This is a genomic window from Agrobacterium sp. LY4 (assembly GCF_001526585.1).
Taxonomy (GTDB): domain Bacteria; phylum Pseudomonadota; class Alphaproteobacteria; order Rhizobiales; family Rhizobiaceae; genus Agrobacterium; species Agrobacterium leguminum.
On the sequence record NZ_ASYA01000012.1, the window covers coordinates 250,639 to 269,360 of the forward strand.

The 18,722-nt window shown below is 60.8% G+C and carries 26 protein-coding genes and 1 pseudogene; 10 read left to right on the forward strand and 17 right to left on the reverse strand.

All coding sequences use genetic code 11. From position 1 onward, the window contains the following. Nucleotides 1–47: 47 nt before the first annotated feature. The 4 genes from L904_RS12160 to gatB all read right to left on the reverse strand — a co-directional run bounded on the left by L904_RS12160 (nt 48) and on the right by gatB (nt 3,235). Entirely contained in the window at nt 48–446 is a 399-nt protein-coding gene (locus tag L904_RS12160; RefSeq protein ID WP_003521463.1) for an NADH:ubiquinone oxidoreductase subunit NDUFA12, read from the reverse strand. 109 nt (nt 447–555) lie between these two features. Next, a complete protein-coding gene (locus tag L904_RS12165) occupies nt 556–1,029 on the reverse strand; it encodes a GNAT family N-acetyltransferase (protein ID WP_020810214.1) in 474 nt (157 codons plus the stop codon). Next, a complete protein-coding gene (locus L904_RS12170; RefSeq protein WP_003521465.1) occupies nt 1,026–1,523 on the reverse strand; it encodes a GNAT family N-acetyltransferase in 498 nt (165 codons plus the stop codon). The genes L904_RS12165 and L904_RS12170 overlap by 4 nt, the downstream gene beginning before the upstream one ends. Before the next feature lie 206 nt (nt 1,524–1,729). Further along, a complete protein-coding gene (gene gatB / locus L904_RS12175) occupies nt 1,730–3,235 on the reverse strand; it encodes an Asp-tRNA(Asn)/Glu-tRNA(Gln) amidotransferase subunit GatB (protein WP_020810213.1) in 1,506 nt (501 codons plus the stop codon). Between the two features lie 151 nt (nt 3,236–3,386). Between gatB and L904_RS12180 the strand changes: the two genes are divergently transcribed. Further along, nucleotides 3,387–3,719: a DUF1294 domain-containing protein gene (locus L904_RS12180; protein ID WP_031233866.1), complete on the forward strand. Its 333-nt coding sequence runs from the start codon at nt 3,387–3,389 to the stop codon at nt 3,717–3,719. Here the strand turns inward: L904_RS12180 and L904_RS12185 are convergent. Further along, nucleotides 3,701–4,210, reverse strand: coding sequence for a GNAT family N-acetyltransferase (locus L904_RS12185; RefSeq protein ID WP_020810211.1), 510 nt, complete (start codon nt 4,208–4,210; stop codon nt 3,701–3,703). The two genes, L904_RS12180 and L904_RS12185, sit on opposite strands and share 19 nt — an antisense overlap. A 275-nt stretch (nt 4,211–4,485) precedes the next feature. On the opposite strand from L904_RS12185, the gene L904_RS12190 reads away from it, so the two are divergent. After that, nucleotides 4,486–4,743, forward strand: coding sequence for a YjhX family toxin (locus tag L904_RS12190; RefSeq protein WP_003521470.1), 258 nt, complete (start codon nt 4,486–4,488; stop codon nt 4,741–4,743). A gap of 69 nt (nt 4,744–4,812) precedes the next feature. Here the strand turns inward: L904_RS12190 and L904_RS12195 are convergent, their stop codons facing one another. The 4 genes from L904_RS12195 to L904_RS12210 all read right to left on the reverse strand — a co-directional run bounded on the left by L904_RS12195 (nt 4,813) and on the right by L904_RS12210 (nt 7,954). Continuing rightward, complete coding sequence (locus L904_RS12195; protein ID WP_020810210.1) at nt 4,813–5,280, reverse strand: N-acetyltransferase; 468 nt, start codon at nt 5,278–5,280, stop codon at nt 4,813–4,815. Nucleotides 5,281–5,300: 20 nt separating this feature from the next. After that, the gene (gene gatA / locus L904_RS12200) at nt 5,301–6,782 is read right to left on the reverse strand and encodes an Asp-tRNA(Asn)/Glu-tRNA(Gln) amidotransferase subunit GatA (protein ID WP_031233865.1); all 1,482 of its coding nucleotides are present in this window, start codon (nt 6,780–6,782) and stop codon (nt 5,301–5,303) included. Between the two features lie 54 nt (nt 6,783–6,836). Further along, nucleotides 6,837–7,124 carry an Asp-tRNA(Asn)/Glu-tRNA(Gln) amidotransferase subunit GatC gene (gene gatC / locus L904_RS12205; RefSeq protein WP_003521472.1) on the reverse strand — a complete coding sequence of 96 codons (288 nt, stop codon included), beginning with the start codon at nt 7,122–7,124 and terminating at the stop codon, nt 6,837–6,839. Between the two features lie 125 nt (nt 7,125–7,249). Then, entirely contained in the window at nt 7,250–7,954 is a 705-nt protein-coding gene (locus L904_RS12210) for a metal-dependent hydrolase (protein WP_035262710.1), read from the reverse strand. An 84-nt stretch (nt 7,955–8,038) separates the two neighbouring features. On the opposite strand from L904_RS12210, the gene L904_RS12215 reads away from it, so the two are divergent. Beyond that, nucleotides 8,039–8,341, forward strand: a complete 303-nt coding sequence (locus L904_RS12215) for an alkylphosphonate utilization protein (protein WP_003521474.1) — start codon at nt 8,039–8,041, stop codon at nt 8,339–8,341. A gap of 14 nt (nt 8,342–8,355) precedes the next feature. Continuing rightward, on the forward strand, nt 8,356–8,835 hold the full coding sequence (gene ruvX / locus L904_RS12220) for a Holliday junction resolvase RuvX (RefSeq protein ID WP_003521476.1): 480 nt from the start codon (nt 8,356–8,358) through the stop codon (nt 8,833–8,835). Here ruvX and L904_RS12225 read toward each other — a convergent pair. The 6 genes and pseudogenes from L904_RS12225 to L904_RS12245 form a co-directional block, all read right to left on the reverse strand. Further along, complete coding sequence (locus L904_RS12225; RefSeq protein WP_020808937.1) at nt 8,787–9,104, reverse strand: DUF6105 family protein; 318 nt, start codon at nt 9,102–9,104, stop codon at nt 8,787–8,789. The two genes, ruvX and L904_RS12225, sit on opposite strands and share 49 nt — an antisense overlap. After that, entirely contained in the window at nt 9,101–9,262 is a 162-nt protein-coding gene (locus L904_RS27750) for a hypothetical protein (protein ID WP_020808936.1), read from the reverse strand. Before L904_RS27750 ends, L904_RS12225 begins: the two co-directional genes overlap by 4 nt. A gap of 248 nt (nt 9,263–9,510) precedes the next feature. After that, nucleotides 9,511–10,155, reverse strand: a complete 645-nt coding sequence (locus L904_RS12230) for a TetR/AcrR family transcriptional regulator (protein ID WP_003521480.1) — start codon at nt 10,153–10,155, stop codon at nt 9,511–9,513. 154 nt (nt 10,156–10,309) lie between these two features. Next, nucleotides 10,310–10,684, reverse strand: coding sequence for a type II toxin-antitoxin system RelE/ParE family toxin (locus tag L904_RS12235; RefSeq protein ID WP_020808935.1), 375 nt, complete (start codon nt 10,682–10,684; stop codon nt 10,310–10,312). Further along, on the reverse strand, nt 10,681–10,977 hold the full coding sequence (locus L904_RS12240; protein ID WP_020808934.1) for a type II toxin-antitoxin system ParD family antitoxin: 297 nt from the start codon (nt 10,975–10,977) through the stop codon (nt 10,681–10,683). Before L904_RS12240 ends, L904_RS12235 begins: the two co-directional genes overlap by 4 nt. Nucleotides 10,978–11,040: 63 nt before the next feature. After that, nucleotides 11,041–11,648 (reverse strand): annotated as a pseudogene (locus tag L904_RS12245) (GNAT family N-acetyltransferase). Between L904_RS12245 and L904_RS28380 the strand changes: the two are divergent. Continuing rightward, nucleotides 11,529–11,807, forward strand: coding sequence for a hypothetical protein (locus L904_RS28380; protein WP_245289721.1), 279 nt, complete (start codon nt 11,529–11,531; stop codon nt 11,805–11,807). The pseudogene L904_RS12245 and the gene L904_RS28380 sit on opposite strands and share 120 nt — an antisense overlap. Here L904_RS28380 and L904_RS12250 read toward each other — a convergent pair. After that, nucleotides 11,789–13,441, reverse strand: a complete 1,653-nt coding sequence (locus tag L904_RS12250) for an acyl-CoA dehydrogenase family protein (RefSeq protein ID WP_020808932.1) — start codon at nt 13,439–13,441, stop codon at nt 11,789–11,791. The genes L904_RS28380 and L904_RS12250 overlap by 19 nt on opposite strands. A gap of 323 nt (nt 13,442–13,764) precedes the next feature. Here L904_RS12250 and L904_RS12255 point away from each other — a divergent pair, with 323 nt between their 5' ends. The 5 genes from L904_RS12255 to dprA all read left to right on the forward strand — a co-directional run bounded on the left by L904_RS12255 (nt 13,765) and on the right by dprA (nt 18,494). After that, nucleotides 13,765–14,196 carry a hypothetical protein gene (locus L904_RS12255; protein WP_031233434.1) on the forward strand — a complete coding sequence of 144 codons (432 nt, stop codon included), beginning with the start codon at nt 13,765–13,767 and terminating at the stop codon, nt 14,194–14,196. Nucleotides 14,197–14,434: 238 nt separating this feature from the next. Then, complete coding sequence (locus L904_RS12260; protein WP_003521487.1) at nt 14,435–15,376, forward strand: aspartate carbamoyltransferase catalytic subunit; 942 nt, start codon at nt 14,435–14,437, stop codon at nt 15,374–15,376. Next, nucleotides 15,373–16,665, forward strand: coding sequence for a dihydroorotase (locus L904_RS12265; RefSeq protein ID WP_020808930.1), 1,293 nt, complete (start codon nt 15,373–15,375; stop codon nt 16,663–16,665). Before L904_RS12260 ends, L904_RS12265 begins: the two co-directional genes overlap by 4 nt. 48 nt (nt 16,666–16,713) lie before the next feature. Further along, on the forward strand, nt 16,714–17,331 hold the full coding sequence (gene plsY, locus L904_RS12270; RefSeq protein ID WP_020808929.1) for a glycerol-3-phosphate 1-O-acyltransferase PlsY: 618 nt from the start codon (nt 16,714–16,716) through the stop codon (nt 17,329–17,331). A gap of 20 nt (nt 17,332–17,351) precedes the next feature. After that, nucleotides 17,352–18,494, forward strand: a complete 1,143-nt coding sequence (gene dprA / locus L904_RS12275; protein ID WP_020808928.1) for a DNA-processing protein DprA — start codon at nt 17,352–17,354, stop codon at nt 18,492–18,494. On the opposite strand, the gene L904_RS26975 is transcribed toward dprA, so the two are convergent. Further along, nucleotides 18,447–18,680 (reverse strand): hypothetical protein, encoded by a 234-nt coding sequence (locus L904_RS26975; protein WP_003521491.1) that lies wholly within the window; start codon nt 18,678–18,680, stop codon nt 18,447–18,449. The genes dprA and L904_RS26975 overlap by 48 nt on opposite strands. Nucleotides 18,681–18,722: the final 42 nt, after the last annotated feature.

Below are 18,722 nucleotides of genomic sequence, written 5' to 3' on the forward strand. Positions count from 1 at the left end.
CGGATGCAAGCGCGGCGTTTTGCACAACACCGCGCATCGCAAGATGCTTAGTTGCCGGGTGTCCAGGCGTCGTAGTCGCCGGTCACGCGCGGGCGTTCGCCAGCCACGGCCAGCGATCCCTGCGGGCGATAGGCCTTGGAGGAACCGGTGAGGTTCGGCTGGTGCGGCTTCTGCCAGTCGCGCGCAACGTAGCTTTCCTGGCTCGGCGGCACGTCGGTGCGGTAATGCATCCAGCCATGCCAGCCGGGCGGAATGGCCGACGCTTCGGCATAACCATTGTAGATCACCCAGCGGCGCGGCATGCCCCAGGAGGTGGTGCCGCCTTCGTAATAGGTGTTGCCCAACTCGTCCTGTCCTACCTTCTTGCCGAAACGCCAGGTATGAAACCGCGTTCCGATCGTCTGGCCGTTCCACCAGGTGAAGATTTGCGTCAGGAGAGTCTTCATTCTACGTTCCTCGGGCTTGAATGCGCCGCAGCGATTTTCCGTGCACGGCACAAGACATGCTTATGCCGCCCCTCACGGCAATTGTCCAGCATTTCGAGATATATCCGCGCTATTTCAGCTTCATCCTGAAGCCTAAATGCCGCTTCTCGAAACCCAGCCGCTCATAAAAGCGATGCGCATCCAGCCGGGCCATGTTGGACGTCAGTTGCGCAGCGTTCAGGCCCTGACGGCGGGCTTCTTCCAGGCAATGATTGATCATCACAGCGCCGATGCCGCGACCGCGCATGTCGGCGCGCGTCTGCACCGCCTCGATCAGCATGGACTTCGCCCCTCGCCCGACAAGCTTGGTCAGGATCGCCATCTGGAAGGTGCCGACCACATCGCCATCCAGTTCCGCCACATAGAGCGTTTCGCTCGGCGACGCTTCGATGGCACGGAAAGCGGCGAGATAGTCCGGCTGCGCCGATTCTTCTGCCGTATCCCCGTGGCCGCCGATCTCGTCGGCGGCAAAAATGGCGGCGAGTGCTGGGAGATCGTCTTCGCGCGCCGTGCGGATGATCAGCTTCTGTAATGTCTCATTCATCGGGTCAGGCTCTTTTCCATAACGATGCCGGGTAACCCCTCGATGCCCGCCATGCGCTCGATTCGGTCCACCTCGACAAATCCGACGCCTTCATAAAAGGCGATTGCGACAGTATTTTTAGGTTCGACTTCCAGCCGCATGATTTCCGCATCCGGAAAGCAGGTTTCCAGTTCGGCGAAGAGATCGCGGCCGATGCCCTGCCGCTGGAGGTCGGGCGCGACATAGAGCTGGTGCAGCAGGGCTGTCTTCGCCATCTTGGTGGACATGGAGCCATAGGCCATGCCGCCGATCCGCTTGCCGTCGTCAGCCACCAGAAACTCGCCGCCCTTTTTCTCGATGCGGTCCTTCATGGCCTGCGGCGAATGCCATGCAAGGATCAGCTGGTTCACCTTGTCCACGCCATAGATCGCATCATAGGTCGCGTGCCACGTCGTGGCGAGCAGGGTGCGCACCGGCTCGATGTCACGCAGGCTTGCCGTGCGGATGAAGAACATGATTTGGCTCCGTCTTGAAACAGAAATGCCGGGCGTTGATCCCGGCAGAAGTGATGTCAGTCCCTCGTACCCGACGTCATCCTCGGGCCTGTCCCGAGGATCTGAGCACGTTGGACCTTGTGGGTCGTTAGATCCTCGGGACAAGCCCGAGGATGACGGATGAGAGCTTTCTGCCTCGATACCTATGAGCACGAGGCAGCGTCCGCTTACTCTTCCTCGATACCGAGCTTGGCCTTCACCAGCGCCTGCACCGCCTGCGGGTTGGCCTTGCCGCCCGTCGCTTTCATGACCTGACCGACGAACCAGCCGGCAAGCGTCGGCTTTGCCTTCACCTTCTCGACTTGATCCGGGTTGGCGGCGATGATCTCGTCGACGGCCTTTTCGATGGCGCCGGTATCGGTCACCTGCTTCATGCCGCGGGCTTCCACGATTTCCGCGGGGTTGCCGCCCTCGTTCCAGACGATCTCAAACAGGTCCTTGGCGATCTTGCCGGAGATGGTCTCGGCCTTGATGAGATCTATGATGCCACCGAGCTGTTCTGGCGAAACCGGCGTCGTCTCGATATCCTTGCTGAACTTGTTGAGCGCGCCGAGCAGATCGTTGATGACCCAGTTGGCGGCGGCCTTCGCATCGCGACCGGCGGCGACGGCCTCGTAATAATCGGCAATCGCCTTTTCCGAAACGAGGATCGAGGCGTCATAGACCGACAGGCCAAGATCGGCCACGAAACGGGCCTTCTTGTCGTCAGGCAGTTCCGGCAGGTCGACCTTCAGCGCCTCGACGAAAGCATCGTCGAATTCAAGCGGCAAGAGGTCCGGATCGGGGAAATAACGGTAATCATGCGCATCCTCCTTGGAGCGCATGGACCGCGTCTCGCCCTTGCCGGGATCGAACAGACGGGTTTCCTGGTCGATGACGCCGCCATCTTCCAGAATGGCGACCTGGCGGCGCGCCTCGTATTCGATGGCCTGGCCGACGAAGCGGATGGAGTTTACGTTCTTGATTTCGCAGCGCGTGCCGAAACCTTCGCCCGGACGGCGCACGGAGACGTTGACGTCGGCGCGCATCGAGCCTTCATCCATGTTGCCGTCGCAGGTGCCGAGATAACGTACGATGGAACGCAGCTTGGTGAGATAGGCCTTGGCCTCGTCCGACGAGCGCATGTCCGGCTTGGAAACGATTTCCATCAGCGCCACGCCCGAACGGTTCAAATCCACGAAGGACATGGTCGGGTGCTGGTCGTGCATGGACTTGCCGGCGTCCTGTTCCAGATGCAGACGCTCGATGCCGATCTCGATATCTTCGAAATTGCCCTGACGGTCCGGGCCGAGCGAAATGGTGATAGTGCCCTCACCGACGATCGGGTCCTTGAACTGCGAAATCTGGTAGCCCTGCGGCAGGTCCGGATAGAAGTAGTTCTTGCGGTCGAAGATCGAGCGATGGTTGATCTTCGCCTTCAGGCCAAGACCGGTGCGCACCGCCTGCTTCACGCATTCCTCGTTGATGACGGGCAGCATGCCGGGCATGGCGGCATCCACCAGCGACACGTTGGAATTCGGCGCATTGCCGAAGGTGGTCGATGCACCGGAAAACAGCTTGGAATTGGAGAGAACCTGCGCATGCACCTCCATGCCGATCACGATTTCCCAATCGCCGGTGGCGCCGGGAATGAAGCGTTTCGGGTCGGGGGTGCGCACGTCTACAAGGGTCATCTGAAGCTCACGATATACGGGTTCTTTGGCCTTGGTGGGTAGAACAAATGGAGCGCGGGCGCAAGACATCTTGCACCCTCTCACGCCAGGCCCGGGATTTTCGCCGAAACAGGATACGCGTTTTTTACGCTTCCCGGTTTCAATTCACGTCATGGTGACGGTCGCTCTCTGTTTCATAACCTATATCGCCTTCAATCTTTTCGTCTTTCTTGTCTATTGGTGGGACAAGGAAGCGGCGAGAAATGGTGCATGGCGCATTCGGGAAAGCATGCTGTTATCGCTTGCGCTCATTGGCGGCAGCCTGGGCGCGATCTCGGCACAACGGCTGCTTCGGCATAAAACGCGCAAGGAACCGTTCCGCAGCATCCTGATATCGATCGTGATATTGCAGATAGGCCTTGTCGCATCGCTCGCCATCATGCCGGATTGGCCGATGCAGCTGGTGGAGGCTTTGCAAACTCTGTCTCAGAAAGCCGGCCCATAAAGACCGCTCTCGACCTCGGCCAATTGCTTCTGTAGGCCTACCGACTGCACTTCGCGGTCGAGTTTCGGCGCATAGGAGACGGAGAGCCAGCGGACGCTATAGCCATGGTGGCGGAAAAAGGCGACGGCCGGCTCATTCTGGGCATGGGTTTCAAGCCGGATGGTCTCGAACCCCCTGTCCTCAATCAGCCTTTCGACATCGCCCAACAGGTGGCTGCCGACACCTCTGCGGTGAAAATCAGGATCGATCCAGAAATCGGAAATCGTCTCGTCGAAATGCTCCCGCGCCGCCCATCCGGCAACCGAGCCGCCCAACTCCGCCACCCTGATCGCCAGCCAAGAGGAACGGGTAAAATTGGAAAAGGCGCTGGCTGCATTGTCGTAAAGGGTCGGGGTGATGCCGAGAGCCGCGGTTGCCTGTCGCCATGCCCTGAGGCCGATGGCCGCCAGAACCTCCGCTTCCTGCTCATGCGCATTGCGAATGACGATCAAGCCGCGCCCTCCATGGCCGTTGAAATTAAACCATTGCCGGCGCGATTCGACCAGCGTGGTTTTCTCGCGCCTGGCGGGACTTGACCGCCTCGGCTTTGCCCGCTACCCAAAAGAAGCAAGAACGGAGTTTTTATGTTCGCTCAATCGGAGTCCCGGTAAAGGCCCTGCCCGCAAGTTTATTGCGCGCCGGGCCATGCTGAAACCGAGCCGGATGCCTTAACGGCACCCGGATTTGCTTTCACGCGTCTATATGACGCCGACCGGACTTCCAAAAAATGGACATTTCCCGCGCCGAACAGCGCATTCTTCACCTGCTCGCCCAGGGCGGCAGAATTGAACTCGTTCGAGACGACGCCCACAAAATCGAAAAACTCGCGCTCTACACGCGTGACGGCTGGATTTTCAGCGGCCTCGATCTCCTCACCTTCCGCAAACTGAAACGGAAGAGAGCGATCGCCTCCTCGGGCGGCAAACCCTACCGCATCACGACGCGCGGGCTGGAACTCGTGCGGGGTGAGCTGGACAATCGATAAATCAACCGGGCGGCGGCAGTGCTGTCGCCCGGCATTTCGCCGAGAAGCCGCTGCGGCCGTAAGAGCGGGTTATGGCGAGAGCCTGCGCTCTAGCTTCACCTTCTCGAGTTCGACTTTCATGATGTCGGACCATTCCATGCCGCGCCAGACGATCTCAAATCCGCAACGCTCGTAAAGACCGATGGCTGCGCGGTTTCTGGCATGGGTGTCGATGGTGGCAAGCGGCAGGCCTTGCGCGCGCATCCTGTCGAGAAAATGAAGGATCAGGGCTTTGCCGATCCCCTTGCCCTGCCAGTTCGGGTCCACCCAGAGATCGGAAATGTGATGCGGTGCCGTATCGCACGCTCCCCAGCCGGCAACAACGCCGTCCATTTCAGCGACGACAATATCACCGGTCGGAGACTTGGCGAAACTCTCGAATTCGCCCCTCACCCGCTCGATGACATCAGGATTGAGATAGCTGTCGTCGAAGGCGTCACCGGAACGCCATGCCGCAAAACCGACGAAGCCGACCGCATCGCGGTCGGCTTCGTTCATGTCTCGTAGCTTTAGGCTTTTCACCACCATTTGGCGGGGGTGAACTTGCCGGCTGCCTGCTCGATGGCATGCGCCGTCTTGAACAGCGTTTCTTCCTCGAAAGGCTTGCCGATGAGCTGAAGGCCGAGCGGCAGGCCCTTGCCGTCGAGGCCGGCCGGAACCGAGAGGCCCGGAAGGCCGGCCATGTTGACGGTGATGGTGAAAACGTCCTGCAGGTACATCTTGACCGGATCGGAGGCGAGTTCCTCGTCACCGACTGCGAAGGCGGAAGACGGGGTGATCGGCGCCAGAATGGCGTCCACGCCCTCGTGGAAGACGTTTTCGAAGTCGCGCTTGATCAGCGTGCGGACCTTCTGCGCCTTCAGGTAATAGGCGTCGTAATAACCGGCCGACAGCACATAGGTGCCGACCATGATGCGGCGCTGCACTTCCTTGCCGAAACCGGCGGCGCGGCTCTTCTCATACATGTCGGCAATGTCCTTGCCGTCGACGCGCAGGCCGTAGCGGACGCCGTCATAACGGGCAAGGTTGGACGAGGCTTCCGCCGGCGCGACGATGTAGTAAGCAGGCAGCGCGTATTTGGTGTGCGGCAGCGAGATATCGACGACCTCGGCACCGGCATCGCGCAGCCACTCGACACCCTTGGCCCAGAGCTTTTCGATTTCTTCCGGCATGCCGTCGACGCGATATTCCTTCGGAATACCGATTTTCAGGCCCTTGAGCGACTGGCCGATGGCCTTTTCGTAATCCGGCACCGGCAGGTCGACGGAGGTCGTATCCTTGGCGTCGACGCTTGCCATGGTCTTCAGCAGGATCGCGGCATCACGCACGTCACGGGCAATCGGGCCTGCCTGGTCGAGCGAAGAGGCATAAGCGACGATGCCGAAGCGCGAGCAGCGGCCATAGGTGGGCTTGATGCCGACGGTGCCGGTGAAGGCTGCCGGCTGGCGGATGGAGCCGCCGGTATCGGTTGCGGTGGCGCCGGCGCAGAGATGCGCGGCCACGGCTGCGGCCGAACCGCCGGAAGAACCGCCGGGCACCAGCTTCTGGTCGGAGCCATTGGCGCGCCACGGGTTGATGGCCGGGCCATACCAGGAGCTTTCATTGGACGAGCCCATGGCGAATTCGTCCATGTTGAGCTTGCCGAGCATGACGGCGCCCTGATCCCAGAGGTTCTGGGTGACGGTGGATTCATATTTGGGCTTGAAGCCGTCGAGAACATGCGAACATGCCTGCGTGTGCACGTCACGGGTGGCGAACAGGTCCTTCACACCAAGCGGAACGCCTTCCAGCTCGCCAGCCTTGCCGGCGGCGATGCGTTCGTCGGAGGCTTTCGCCATGTCGCGCGCCTTTTCAGGCGTCAGGGCGACATAGGCGTTCAGCGCGCCGTTGGCCGCATCGATGGCGGAGAGATAGGCGTCGGTCAGCTCGAGGGCGGAAAATTCTTTGGCCTTCAGCTTTTCGCGGGCTTCGGCAATGGTCAGGCTCGTCAGGTCGGTCATGGTCGGCAACGGCTTTCGAAATCTTGGAAAAATCGGGCGGCAAAGGCGGTCGGCTTATTCGACCACTTTCGGGACCATGAAGAAGTCCCGGTCGGTCGCAGGCGCATTGGCGACAATGTCTTCCGCCTTGTTGCCGTCGGTCACCACGTCGGCGCGTTTTTTCATGTCCACCGGGGTCACCGAGGTCATCGGCTCAACGCCGTCGACATTCACTTCCGAAAGCTGCTCCACGAAACCGAGTATGCCGTTCAACTGGCCGAGCATATTCTGTGCTTCTTCTTCGCTGACTGCGATACGGGCAAGGCGCGCAACGCGCTTTACGGTGGCGAGATCGACGGACATGGTTCTACTCCGGTCAGAATTTTCCTACCCGCTATAATCACCATGCCCGTCCTTCGCAACGGTAGAAAACATGTCGCGTCAAACTGCGGGGCGGTTTTGCTGCCGCGACATGCCGGAACGGAGGCTCAGAAGGACAGCGTATCGCCGGCCTTTGGCGTGTGGACGCGCGCTTGCGCCCCTTCCATGCCGGCCACGAACTTCTCCGGCGTCTGGTCGATGATCGGGAAGGAACCGTAGTGGCAGGGAATGACATTGCCGAAATTGAAGAAGCGCTGGCAGGCGAGCGCTGCGACGGCTCCGCCCATGGTGAAGCGGTCACCGATCGGCACAAGGCCGATATCCGGCTGATGCAGTTCATTGATGAGTTTCATGTCGGAAAAGATGTCGGTATCGCCCATGTGATAGACGGCCGGGCCGTCTTCGAAATGCAGCATCAGACCGTTGGCATTGCCGAGCGAATGGGAAACGCCGTCTTCGGTGATCTGGGCGGAGGAATGCAGCGCATTGGTGAAGGTGACGGAAAAACCGTCGAAATGCACCGTGCCGCCGGTATTGCCCATATCGACCTTCGCGACGCCCTTGGCGGAAAGCCAGGCGGCAAGATCGGCATTCGCGAGCACGGTCGCGCCCGTCTCGCGGGCAAGCTGCACGGTATCGCCGACATGGTCGCCATGGCCGTGGGTCAGGAGAATATGGGTGACGCCTTCGGCTGCCGACTTCCCATCCTGTCCGGCAAAACCGGGGTTGCCGGTGAAGAACGGATCGATGAGGATCTTCGCGCTACCGTTTTCAAGGCGGAAGGCGGAATGGCCGAGCCAGGTGATTTTCATGGGAAGTTCTCCTTTGTATTGCCGGTATATTATGACATAGGACGGCCTGAACAACCGCACTACCAATATTTAAGAGAGGCGACCATGGCCGCAAATGATGACGAGTACGTGTATGACGAGGCGACCGGTGAATGGCGACCGGCCTCCGAACTGGCTGCAGAAGCAGCGCGCGCGAATGAAGTGCGCGATGCGGCGGGCAATGTGCTGGCGGATGGCGATTCCGTCACCCTGATCAAGGATTTGAAGGTCAAGGGCACCAGCACGGTCATCAAGCAGGGCACCGTCATCAAGTCGATCCGCCTGACCGATAATCCGGAAGAGATCGATTGCAAGCATGATGCGGTGAAGGGTCTGGTGCTGCGCACCGAATTCGTCCGCAAACGATAAAGGCAACACGCGACATGGCAACACTCACCATTGAGGAACTGGCGCAGGCGCTTCAACCGGGACAGGCGATTGCCGGCCTCGACCTTGGCACGAAGACGATCGGGCTTGCCATGTCGGACCTGTCGCGGCGTTTCGCAACGCCGCGCCCCGTCATCAAACGGGTGAAATTCACGCAGGATGCGGAAGTGCTGCTGGCCTTTGCCGAAAAGGAAAAAGTTTTCGCCTTCATCATCGGCCTGCCGATGAACATGGATGGTTCGGCCGGTCCCCGCGTGCAGGCGACGCGCGCCTTCGTGCGGACAATGGGCGAAAAAACCGCCCTGCCCTTCATTTTCTGGGATGAGCGGCTTTCGACGGTCGCGGCCGAGCGCGCATTGCTGGAAATGGACGTCTCACGCGCAAAGCGGGCCGAACGCATCGATTCGGCAGCCGCAAGCTTTATTCTTCAGGGCGCGCTGGACAGGCTTTCCGCACTCACCCGCGCGGCCGACTGACGGCCCTGCCACCACGCGGCAATCTGCTTTCTCTTGCGGAAGGCGAGAATCGCAAAAACGATCAGGCTGTCGACGGCGATGGCGCGCGCCACCAGCGGCGGCAGGCTTTCCGGCGGCAGGCCGAGAATATTGCCGTAAATCTGGAACACCAGATCATGGGTCTGGCGTGTGAGCATGTAGAAACCGAAGCTCATGTCGTAATAGGAAAGCCAGTACCAGCTGCCCAGCAGCGCGACGGGGCCGGCCCAGAGGATCAGAAACCACTTCATGCCGCCTGCCCCCGCACAAACATCGTATCGGGAACGCCGGCAAGCACCGCCCAGCGCACCACGGCCATAAGGCAGAGGTTCAGCGCCGGCGCGTCGATATCCAACGGCAGCATCACAAAAAACGTCATCATGACGCCTAAAGCTGTCCAGCGGCTCACTTGCGGCTCCCTTATGCGCAGTCATTGCGCATGGTTAACATTTCGTTAATCCACACTGGACCGGCAGCCATGGCGAGGCAAACGAAAGCTGTCATTATGGTTAACGACGGGCGGCCGGCATGTGGAAAAGAACGTGATCGCGTGAACGGCCGGGTGCGCCGGGCGGTTGCCGGCCCGGCGAAAACATGACTGATTTTTCTTTAATGCACAGGCCCGAGCGCGACCGTCTTCCGCCTGCGGAAACCGGTTCAGCCGTAAACGCCGCGCACCAGCCTCTTGACGGCAGTGGCGATCTTGTCCCAGTCCCGGTCCGATTTGAGCGGTACGCCAGCGAACTGACCGCTGGTGGCAGCGGAAATGACGAGGTGCTGAATGGCGGCGAACAGTACGGCATTGACCGCCGCTGTATCCACCCCCTTCGGCGCCGCCAGCGAACCGCGCATCCGCTCCAGCCACTTGCCCAGCGATTTGGCGCGGGCTTCGGCCAGTTGCCGCACCTGCGGCGAACCGTCAGACACTTCCCACGCGATGATCTTGCAGACGAGAGGATCGCTGCGCAGCGCATCCATGAAATAAAGCGCCAGCTTTTCCATGAGGTCGCCATAGGTCAAAAGGAACATGCCGCCGGTATCTTCCGGAATTCGATCCTTCACCCAGGAACCGAGGTCCTCGCCGATCGCCTCGATCAGGCCATCGAGGCCGCCGAAATAACGGTAGATGAGCTGCTTGTCGCAGCCGGCGCGGCGGGCAACGGCATTGATGCCAAAGCCCTGAAACCCCTCTTCGGCAAGCAGCGACCGCGCCGCATTAAAAATCGCCTTCTCGGTCTGAGCGCGATCCTTGATGCGCTTTTCCGGTCTGTCGGCTGAAATCGCCTCTGCGGTCGCCAGCATGATTCCCTACCCGTGTTTTGAAAGGCCTTCCTCAACGGGTTAACAAAGCATGAAGGGAAGAACAACGCGGCGGGGCGGATGGACGGAAGGTTTTTGTGGATGAAGGGTACGCCATGCCGTTTCCGGCACGCGCCGGAAAAGCATCCACGCATTTTCAGGCGCTGACATCTCCATAGTCAACCGGGAGATGCCGCTCGATCTCCATGGAATCATGAAGAATGCGACCGATGCCCACCAAATCGGGATTCAACACGCGATAAAGCAGCAGATGCCTCGGATATTTAACCAGGCCGGTTTCACTTCTCGCCCGCTCCCGGCTGTAACGGAGATGGTAGCTGCGCACATCGTCTGCCACTTCCGGGCGGAGACTTGTTCCGGAGCGAAACGGATCCCGCGCAACATCACGCAGCGCCGTGACAAGCAATTTTTCGTAGCGTTTTCTCGCTGCGACCCCAAATGTCGCGTGGGTCCATCCAAGAATTTCAATAATGTCCGATTGCGCGGCTTCGGACAGACGATACTTCGTCATGCCTTATCAGATTTGGCAAGGCGCGCTTCAGCGTCGCGTCCGAGAGCGGAAATGAAGTCGTCGAGATCATCATCCGCCACATCCGTAAAACGGCCTTGATCCAGGTCGGCGAAGCCCTGTTGCGCCGCCACCCTCAAGGCTTCCAATCTGGTCACCTCAAGGCGCTCGCGTCTTTCGATCAATCGTAAGCCCTCGCGCAGCACTTCGCTGGCATTTTGATAGCGGCCAGATTTAACGAGTTCGTCTATGATCTCTTCGTGATGCTGTGTCAGAACGACGTTACGCGTTGGCATCGGAGCCTCCACCAGACATTAGCGACGTCCACCAATACCACCGATTGGCATAATCTGCCAATATTACTCCAGCGCCATGCCGAACCACACGCTGCCCGGCGTTTCGTGGCTTTCGAGGCGTTTGAACCCGCGGGTTTCCCAGAAGCGCATGCCCGCATGGTTGCGTTCGCTGGCGCCGAGGTGGATGCCGTAGACGTTGTTCTGTCTCGCCATATCGAGCCAGCGCGACAGAAGCCGGGTGCCGCCGCCCTTGCCCTGCGTGCGCGGCAAGAGGTTCATGTGGATATGGGCCGGAAACGGATCGGTGAGCCAGGCGGGTGTGCGGCGCGGATGGTGGATGAACTGGGCGCGGCGCTGGTCGGCGTCCCATGTCTGCTGGTCGCCGCCGGGATCGGGGTAAAGGCTGCGCAGATGCGGCCACCATTCCCGCTCCAGCCGCTCTTCGTGCACCGCTGTACGAGAGCGCCGACGATATACCCGCACACACCTTCCTCATCCTCCGCCACGAAAACGGCATCGGGCCAGAGATGCAGATAGGGCACGGAATAGATATGCCCGACCATGCGGCCATCGTTGTAAAGGGCGGTGGCGTCCTGCCCGGCATCGCCGGTGGCAAGGCTTATGGCGTAGAGCGCGTCTTCATCCTCGGCGCGGGCGGAACGGAAGGTCAGCATTGGCAGCCGCCTTCCCTTGCCGCGCATCGATGCGCGAAAGTGTCACGACAGATCAGAACACGCTTTACGCCATTGCTGTTTTTCAAATCCGAGACCCCTCCCGCCGGGACTGCAAAACCTTCATCCGCATGCATCGGTCAAGATGCAGGCGGATAAAGAAGATCGATTATATAATTCGGATCGAAGCGGGAATCGAGCATGCCGTAAGTATGCCGCCAGCCGCCCGCGAGACGGGTCTCGAGGAAGGCATCGGCAATCTTGCCGGCGCCGAGACGGCAAAGCTCGGCGGCAGCGGCCGCAAGCGCGAACTGCTCCACCAGCAGACGGGCCGCTCCCTCGTCACGTTCGGCAAGGGCGATTGCGGCGCGCAGCACGTCGGTGGTCTTTTTGCCGGCTGCCCCGAGATCACGCTCCAGCGTCTGGAAAACGAGATCGAACAGATCCTTGCCGCGCTGGAGAACCCGCAGCACATCCAGCGCCATGACGTTGCCGGAGCCTTCCCAGATGGCGTTGACGGGCGCTTCGCGATAGTGGCGGGCAATCGGCCGCTCTTCCACGTAACCGTTGCCGCCAAGGCACTCCATGGCCTCATAGATAAGCGCCGGCGCAATTTTGCAGCACCAGTATTTCACGATGGGCGTCATCACCCGCGCATAGGCGGCTTCGGCCGGATTGTTGCGGGCGGCGTCGAATGCCGTCGCCAGCCGGAAGGAGAGCGCAGTGGCCGCCGCCACATCCAGCGCCATGTCGGCGAGAACGCGCGTCATGATCGGCTGGGTGACCAGCATCTTGCCGAAAACAGAACGGCCGCGGGCATAGTGCACGGCTTCGGCAAGCGAGGCGCGCATCATGCCGGCGGAGGCAAGCGCGCAATCGAGCCGCGTCAGCGTTACCATGTCGAGGATCGTACGGATGCCGCTGCCGGGATCGCCCAGCAGATAACCGAAGGCATCGGTGAATTCGACTTCGGCGGATGCGTTGGAGCGATTACCGAGCTTGTCCTTCAGGCGCTGGAAGTGCAGGCCGTTCTTTGAGCCATCCTCCAGATAACGCGGCACGAGGAAGCAGCCCATGCCGTCGCCCATCTGGGCGAGCATGACGAAACCGTCGCTCATCGGCGCGGAGAGGAACCATTTGTGGCCGGACAGGCGATAGATGCCCTCGCCCACCCGCTCGGCCGTGGTGCGGTTGGCGCGCACATCCGTGCCGCCCTGCTTTTCCGTCATGCCCATGCCGATTGTGACGGCGGTTTTCTGCAGGGCCGGTTTCTGCGAGGAATCATATTTGCGCGAAAGAATCTTCGGCGCCCATTCCTTCTGCACGCGCGGCGAAGCCATGATGGCGGCGACGGAGGCGCTGGTCATGGTCAGCGGGCAAAGATGCCCGGCCTCCAGCTGCGAGGTCAGGTAGAATTTCGTGGCGCGGGCCTTGTGCTCATTGCCGCGCGTATCGGGAGAATTTTCCCAGACGCTGGAATGCAGGCCTGACGACATGGAACGGCGCATCAGCGCGTGCCAGGCGGGGTGGAACTCCACCTGATCCAGACGTTCGCCGCGCGGGCCGTGGGTATGCAGTTGCGGCACGCCCTGATTGGCCATGCGCGCCAGTTCCTGCGCCTCATGCGACGTGACGTAACGGCCGAGCTGGTCGAACTCGTCTCTCAGATTGCGCGACAGGCCGGAGGTGAGATCGACGATCAGCGGATCGGAACGATAGGCGTTGATACCGGACCAGAGGCTTGGCTGGTTCAGTTCGGCGAGCGTTTCTTCTGTCCGGGAATTCTGGGTCATCCGCTGCTTCTAGCTGTTTTGTACTGGCGTTGCATAGTGGGGTGATATTGCATAATTCCACCCGCAGGAAGCGATTGAGACGATTAAACCGCCGCTTTCAGCATTTTTCGGGAGTGATCCTGATTTAGGTATCCGGCCCGGAGAATACCAAACACGTTTCCGGCAAGATCAACGACAGTCCCCAAAAAGCCGCGCAGAAGTTGCGGCAGCAACCGGCAGGCATGCGGATAAACGCATTCTCCATAATCTGCGGCCTGACGTGGAACCTGCGGCAGGCTTTTTCGGTTGGCGACTTTGCTGAACGGCTGCACAGGGAGGAGACCATGGAGGCCAGCGTAAGAAAGCTCTTCGAGCGATATGAGCGATTTTTCAACAAGTCCCTCAAGGGTGACATGGATATGGAGGAGGTCGCCTCTCTCTACGCCTCCGACTTCATCGCCGCCTCCCCCGCCGGGGTGATGACCGGAAAGAACGATGACCACTTGAAGCAGGTCATGATGAAGGGTTACGAGCGCTACCGGACGATCGGAACGAAGGAGATGCGGATACGCGCCATCCGTATCTCGCCCATCGACGACCATCATTGCCTTGCCCATGTTGCCTGGACGGCGACCTTTGATCGCAAGCGACAACCGGATGTCGCAATCGATTTCGATGTTCATTACTTCGTCCAGAGGCTGGACGGAGCGCCGAAAGTTTTCGGCTGGGCGTCAGGAGACGAGCAGGCGCTTTTGAAGGAGCATGGCATCGTTTAATGCCTGCGCCTTCCATGGTCAGGCCGTTTGTTCTCGAGGGTTGGGGAAACATCGCCATGTTTTCATTTCAGGAGTTGCGGGTGCTTGCCCCGCGACCGTGCAGTCTCTATAGAGCGCAGGACCGAATTCCGCCGCACTCCTGAGGCGTGTTCACAGCGAATGGGAGCGCGCGGATCAGCATTCGGGCGTTCCGGGCATTTTCACGGGAAAATGCGGCGCCCGTCAGGAGGCAAACCGCATGGTCTTCTTCCCCCATCGCCATCTCCTCGGCATCAAGGGGCTTTCCCACCAGGATATCACCCTGCTTCTCGACAAGGCCGACGAGGCGGTGAAAATCAGCCGTCAGCGCGAGAAAAAGACCTCGACGCTTCGGGGCCTGACGCAGATCAACCTGTTTTTCGAAGCCTCGACGCGCACGCAATCCTCCTTCGAGCTTGCCGGAAAGCGTCTCGGCGCAGACGTGATGAACATGTCGGTCGGCAATTCCTCGGTGAAGAAGGGCGAAACGCTGATCGATACGGCAATGACGCTGAACGCCATGCGCCCGGATGTGCTGGTCGTGCGCCACTCCTCCGCCGGTGCGGCAGCTCTTCTCGCGCAAAAGGTCGCCTGCTCCGTCGTCAATGCTGGCGACGGCCAGCATGAGCACCCGACGCAGGCGCTGCTCGACGCACTGACCATCCGCCGCGCCAAGGGCGAACTGTCCGGCATCACGGTGGCAATCTGCGGCGACGTGCTTCATTCACGCGTCGCCCGCTCCAATATCATCCTGCTCAACCAGATGGGTGCGCGCGTTCGCGTCGTCGCCCCCGCCACGCTGCTGCCCTCCGGTATCCGCGACATGAGCGTGGAGGTTTTCCACGACATGAAGGAAGGGCTGAAGAACGCCGATGTGGTGATGATGCTGCGCCTGCAGCGCGAGCGCATGTCCGGCTCCTTCGTGCCTTCGGTGCGCGAATATTTCCATTATTACGGCCTCGATGCCGAAAAGCTGAAGGCGGCGAAGGAAGATGCGCTGGTCATGCATCCCGGCCCGATGAACCGCGGCGTGGAAATCGCCTCCGACGTGGCCGACGGTCCGCAGAGCGTGATCGAAAGTCAGGTCGAAATGGGGGTTGCCGTGCGCATGGCGGTCATGGAAACCCTGCTTGTCTCGCAAAATCAGGGTGAGCGCGTATGAGTACCGTTACCGTTCTCAACAATCTCCGCATCGTCGATCCGTCCCGTGATCTCGACGAGACCGGCAGCATCGTTATCGGTGCCGACGGCACCATTCTCGCGGCGGGCAAGGACGCGCATAATCAGGGCGCTCCCGAAGGGGCGACCGTTCGCGACTGCAAGGGTCTGCTGGCTGTTCCCGGTCTGGTGGACGCCCGTGTTTTCGTGGGTGAGCCGGGTGCCGAACACCGCGAAACCATCGAATCCGCCTCGCGCGCGGCAGCAGCCGGCGGTGTCACCAGCATCATCGTCATGCCCGATACCGATCCCGTCATCGATGACATCGCGCTGGTCGAATATGTGAAAAAGACGGCGCGCGACAAGGCGCTCGTCAATGTGCATCCCGCAGCAGCACTCACCAAGGGTCTGAACGGCGAGGAAATGACCGAATTCGGCATGTTGAAGGAAGCCGGCGCGGTGGCCTTCACCAATGGCCGCAAGGCGCTTTCCGATACGCTGGTGCTGCGCCGCGCCATGACCTATGCGCGCGAACTGGGCGCTGTCATCGCGCTCGAGACGCGCGACAAATATATCGGCGGCGGTGACATGAACGAGGGGCTTTTCGCGAGCTGGCTCGGGCTGTCGGGCGTTCCGAAGGAAGCCGAGATCATTCCGCTGGAACGCGACCTGCGCATTGCCGGGCTGACGCAGGCGATCTACCACGCCGCCAAGATTTCCGTGCCCGAATCGGCAGAAGCGATCCGAGTTGCGCGGCAGCGGGGCGTCAAAGCCACCTGCGGCATCTCGATCAACCACCTCACGCTCAACGAGAACGATATCGGCGAATACCGCACCTTCTTCAAGCTCTCCCCGCCGCTGCGCGCCGAAGACGACCGCAAGGCGATGGTGGAGGCGCTGAAGGACGGCACCATCGATATCATCGTCTCCTCGCACGACCCGCAGGATGTCGACACCAAACGGCTGCCGTTTTCGGATGCGGCGAGCGGCGCGGTCGGGCTCGAAACCCTGCTGGCGGCGGCGCTGCGCCTGCACCATAGCGGCGAAGTTCCATTGATGCGGCTGATCGATGCGCTCTCCACCCGCCCGGCGAAGATTTTCGGACTGGATGCGGGAACGCTGAAGGTGGGCGCGAAGGCCGATATCACGCTGATCGACATCGACGAGCCGTGGCTCGTGGCAAAGGAGCAGCTGGTCTCGAAATCCAAGAACACCCCGTTCGAGGATGCCCGTTTCAGCGGCCGCGCGGTTGCCACTTATGTGGCTGGCAAAGCCGTTCATTCCTTGGCATAAGATCACCAACGGAGATCACGCGGCCAGCGCGACAGAGGGGACGTTTGAATGAGTGCTTTGACTGACTGGCAGACGGCGCCTGCCCTTCTCGCGCTTTCGGCGCTGATCGGCTATCTGTTCGGTTCCATTCCTTTCGGCCTCATTCTTACCCGCATGGCGGGGCTGGGCGACGTGCGCAAGATCGGCTCCGGCAATATTGGCGCGACCAACGTGCTGCGCACCGGCAACAAGAAGCTCGCCGCCGCAACCCTGCTGCTGGACGCGCTGAAGGGCACGGCGGCGGTACTGGTTGCCAATGCGCTCTGGGGTTACGAAGCGTCGCTGGTCGCCGGTTTCTTCGCCTTTCTGGGTCACCTGTTTCCGGTGTGGCTCGGCTTCAAGGGCGGCAAGGGTGTGGCGACCTATATCGGCGTACTCTTGGGGGCCGCACCGCTGATGATGCTGGCCTTTGCGCTCATCTGGCTCGCAACCGCCTTCATCACCCGTTATTCCTCGCTCTCGGCGCTTTTGGCCATGCTGGTCATTCCTGTGGCCCTCTGGGTACTCGGACCTGAAAAGACGGCGCTGCTGGTGACGCTGCTGAGTGCGATTTCATGGTGGAAGCACCGCGAGAATATCGCGCGCCTGCTGGCGGGCACTGAAAGCAGGATCGGGCAAAAGGGCTGAGACCCATTTAAGGATATGCCATGCCGCATGAGGAAACGACACGGCAGGGCTTAGAGCTTTCCGCGCGGCAGCGGGTCGCGTGGCTGAGGCTCATCCGCAGCGACAATATCGGCCCCGTCACCTTCCGCGAACTCATCAATCATTTCGGCAGCGCCGAAAAGGCGCTCGATGCCCTGCCCGAGCTTTCAAGGCGCGGCGGCTCGTCGCGCAGCCCACGCATCGCCACGCAGGCGGAAGCGGAAGGCGAGATCGAAACGGCCGAAAAATTCGGCGCGCGTTTCGTCGGCATCGGTGAGCCGGATTACCCGCCTGCCCTGCGGCAGCTGGATGGCGCGCCGCCTTTGATCGCCATGAAAGGATCGGCAGCGACCGCGACAAGACCAAGCATCGGCATCGTCGGCTCCCGCAACGCCTCCATCAACGGCGCGAAATTCGCCGCCATGCTGGCGCGCGATTGCGGCCGCGCCGGCTATACCATCGCCTCGGGGTTGGCGCGCGGCATCGATGCGGCCGCACACAGGTCAAGCCTTGCAACCGGCACGGTTGCCATGCTGGCCGGCGGCCTCGACCGGCCTTATCCGCAGGAAAATTTCGGGCTCTTGCAGGAGATATACGATCAGGGCGGCGCGACGATTAGCGAAATGCCCTTTGGATGGGAACCGCGCGCCCGCGATTTTCCTCGCCGCAACCGATTGATCGCCGGTGTCTCCCTCGGTGTCGTCATCGTCGAGGCGGCGGAGCGCTCCGGTTCGCTGATAACGGCAAGGCTTGCCGGAGAAGCAGGGCGGCTGGTTTTTGCCGTGCCCGGCTCCCCGCTCGATGCACGCTGCGAGGGCACCAACCGGCTGATCAAGGAAGGCGCGATGCTGACCACGGGCGCGGCCGATATTCTGGAAGCGCTGCGGCCGCTGATGGAGCCGCAATTGCCCTATGAACGCAAGATCGAGGAACCGAGATCCGACACCGAGATGTCACCACCAGGGGACGACGAGCGCAGCATCATCGCCGCCGCTCTCGGTCCCTCGCCCGTGGAAACGGACGATATCATCCGTCACACAGGTTTTTCCGCTGCAACCGTTCATCTGGTGCTGCTGGAGCTTGATATTGCCGGACGTCTAAACCGGCATGCCGGGGGGCGTGTGTCGCTCTTCATCGCGGATTGACAGCTTGCGCCGCCCGCTCTGGATATCGCCGACTTCGACATAGGCCATCTCGATCAGATAACACAGCATGTCGGCCCCCTCACGACTTGCGACCTGCCGCAGTTCCGCGAGCATCTGGCGAATGTAAGCCAAGTTCTCTCTGGTCCCTTCATTATCGGCATTATTGTTTGTTGCGTTGGGGACCATATATCTATCCTGCAAAATTTGCCTGAAACGAAGAGCAATAAG

Bases quoted from the DNA above. Each gene is read 5' to 3' on its own strand.
- L904_RS12160 (WP_003521463.1), bottom strand. From the start codon at position 446: ATGAAGACTCTCCTGACGCAAATCTTCACCTGGTGGAACGGCCAGACG.
- L904_RS12165 (WP_020810214.1), bottom strand. From the start codon at position 1,029: ATGAATGAGACATTACAGAAGCTGATCATCCGCACGGCGCGCGAAGAC.
- L904_RS12170 (WP_003521465.1), bottom strand. From the start codon at position 1,523: ATGTTCTTCATCCGCACGGCAAGCCTGCGTGACATCGAGCCGGTGCGC.
- gatB (WP_020810213.1), bottom strand. From the start codon at position 3,235: ATGACCCTTGTAGACGTGCGCACCCCCGACCCGAAACGCTTCATTCCC.
- L904_RS12180 (WP_031233866.1), top strand. From the start codon at position 3,387: ATGGTGACGGTCGCTCTCTGTTTCATAACCTATATCGCCTTCAATCTT.
- L904_RS12190 (WP_003521470.1), top strand. From the start codon at position 4,486: ATGGACATTTCCCGCGCCGAACAGCGCATTCTTCACCTGCTCGCCCAG.
- L904_RS12195 (WP_020810210.1), bottom strand. From the start codon at position 5,280: ATGAACGAAGCCGACCGCGATGCGGTCGGCTTCGTCGGTTTTGCGGCA.
- gatA (WP_031233865.1), bottom strand. From the start codon at position 6,782: ATGACCGACCTGACGAGCCTGACCATTGCCGAAGCCCGCGAAAAGCTG.
- gatC (WP_003521472.1), bottom strand. From the start codon at position 7,124: ATGTCCGTCGATCTCGCCACCGTAAAGCGCGTTGCGCGCCTTGCCCGT.
- L904_RS12210 (WP_035262710.1), bottom strand. From the start codon at position 7,954: ATGAAAATCACCTGGCTCGGCCATTCCGCCTTCCGCCTTGAAAACGGT.
- L904_RS12215 (WP_003521474.1), top strand. From the start codon at position 8,039: ATGGCCGCAAATGATGACGAGTACGTGTATGACGAGGCGACCGGTGAA.
- ruvX (WP_003521476.1), top strand. From the start codon at position 8,356: ATGGCAACACTCACCATTGAGGAACTGGCGCAGGCGCTTCAACCGGGA.
- L904_RS12225 (WP_020808937.1), bottom strand. From the start codon at position 9,104: ATGAAGTGGTTTCTGATCCTCTGGGCCGGCCCCGTCGCGCTGCTGGGC.
- L904_RS12230 (WP_003521480.1), bottom strand. From the start codon at position 10,155: ATGCTGGCGACCGCAGAGGCGATTTCAGCCGACAGACCGGAAAAGCGC.
- L904_RS12235 (WP_020808935.1), bottom strand. From the start codon at position 10,684: ATGACGAAGTATCGTCTGTCCGAAGCCGCGCAATCGGACATTATTGAA.
- L904_RS12240 (WP_020808934.1), bottom strand. From the start codon at position 10,977: ATGCCAACGCGTAACGTCGTTCTGACACAGCATCACGAAGAGATCATA.
- L904_RS28380 (WP_245289721.1), top strand. From the start codon at position 11,529: ATGCCCGACCATGCGGCCATCGTTGTAAAGGGCGGTGGCGTCCTGCCC.
- L904_RS12250 (WP_020808932.1), bottom strand. From the start codon at position 13,441: ATGACCCAGAATTCCCGGACAGAAGAAACGCTCGCCGAACTGAACCAG.
- L904_RS12255 (WP_031233434.1), top strand. From the start codon at position 13,765: ATGGAGGCCAGCGTAAGAAAGCTCTTCGAGCGATATGAGCGATTTTTC.
- L904_RS12260 (WP_003521487.1), top strand. From the start codon at position 14,435: ATGGTCTTCTTCCCCCATCGCCATCTCCTCGGCATCAAGGGGCTTTCC.
- L904_RS12265 (WP_020808930.1), top strand. From the start codon at position 15,373: ATGAGTACCGTTACCGTTCTCAACAATCTCCGCATCGTCGATCCGTCC.
- plsY (WP_020808929.1), top strand. From the start codon at position 16,714: ATGAGTGCTTTGACTGACTGGCAGACGGCGCCTGCCCTTCTCGCGCTT.
- dprA (WP_020808928.1), top strand. From the start codon at position 17,352: ATGCCGCATGAGGAAACGACACGGCAGGGCTTAGAGCTTTCCGCGCGG.
- L904_RS26975 (WP_003521491.1), bottom strand. From the start codon at position 18,680: ATGGTCCCCAACGCAACAAACAATAATGCCGATAATGAAGGGACCAGA.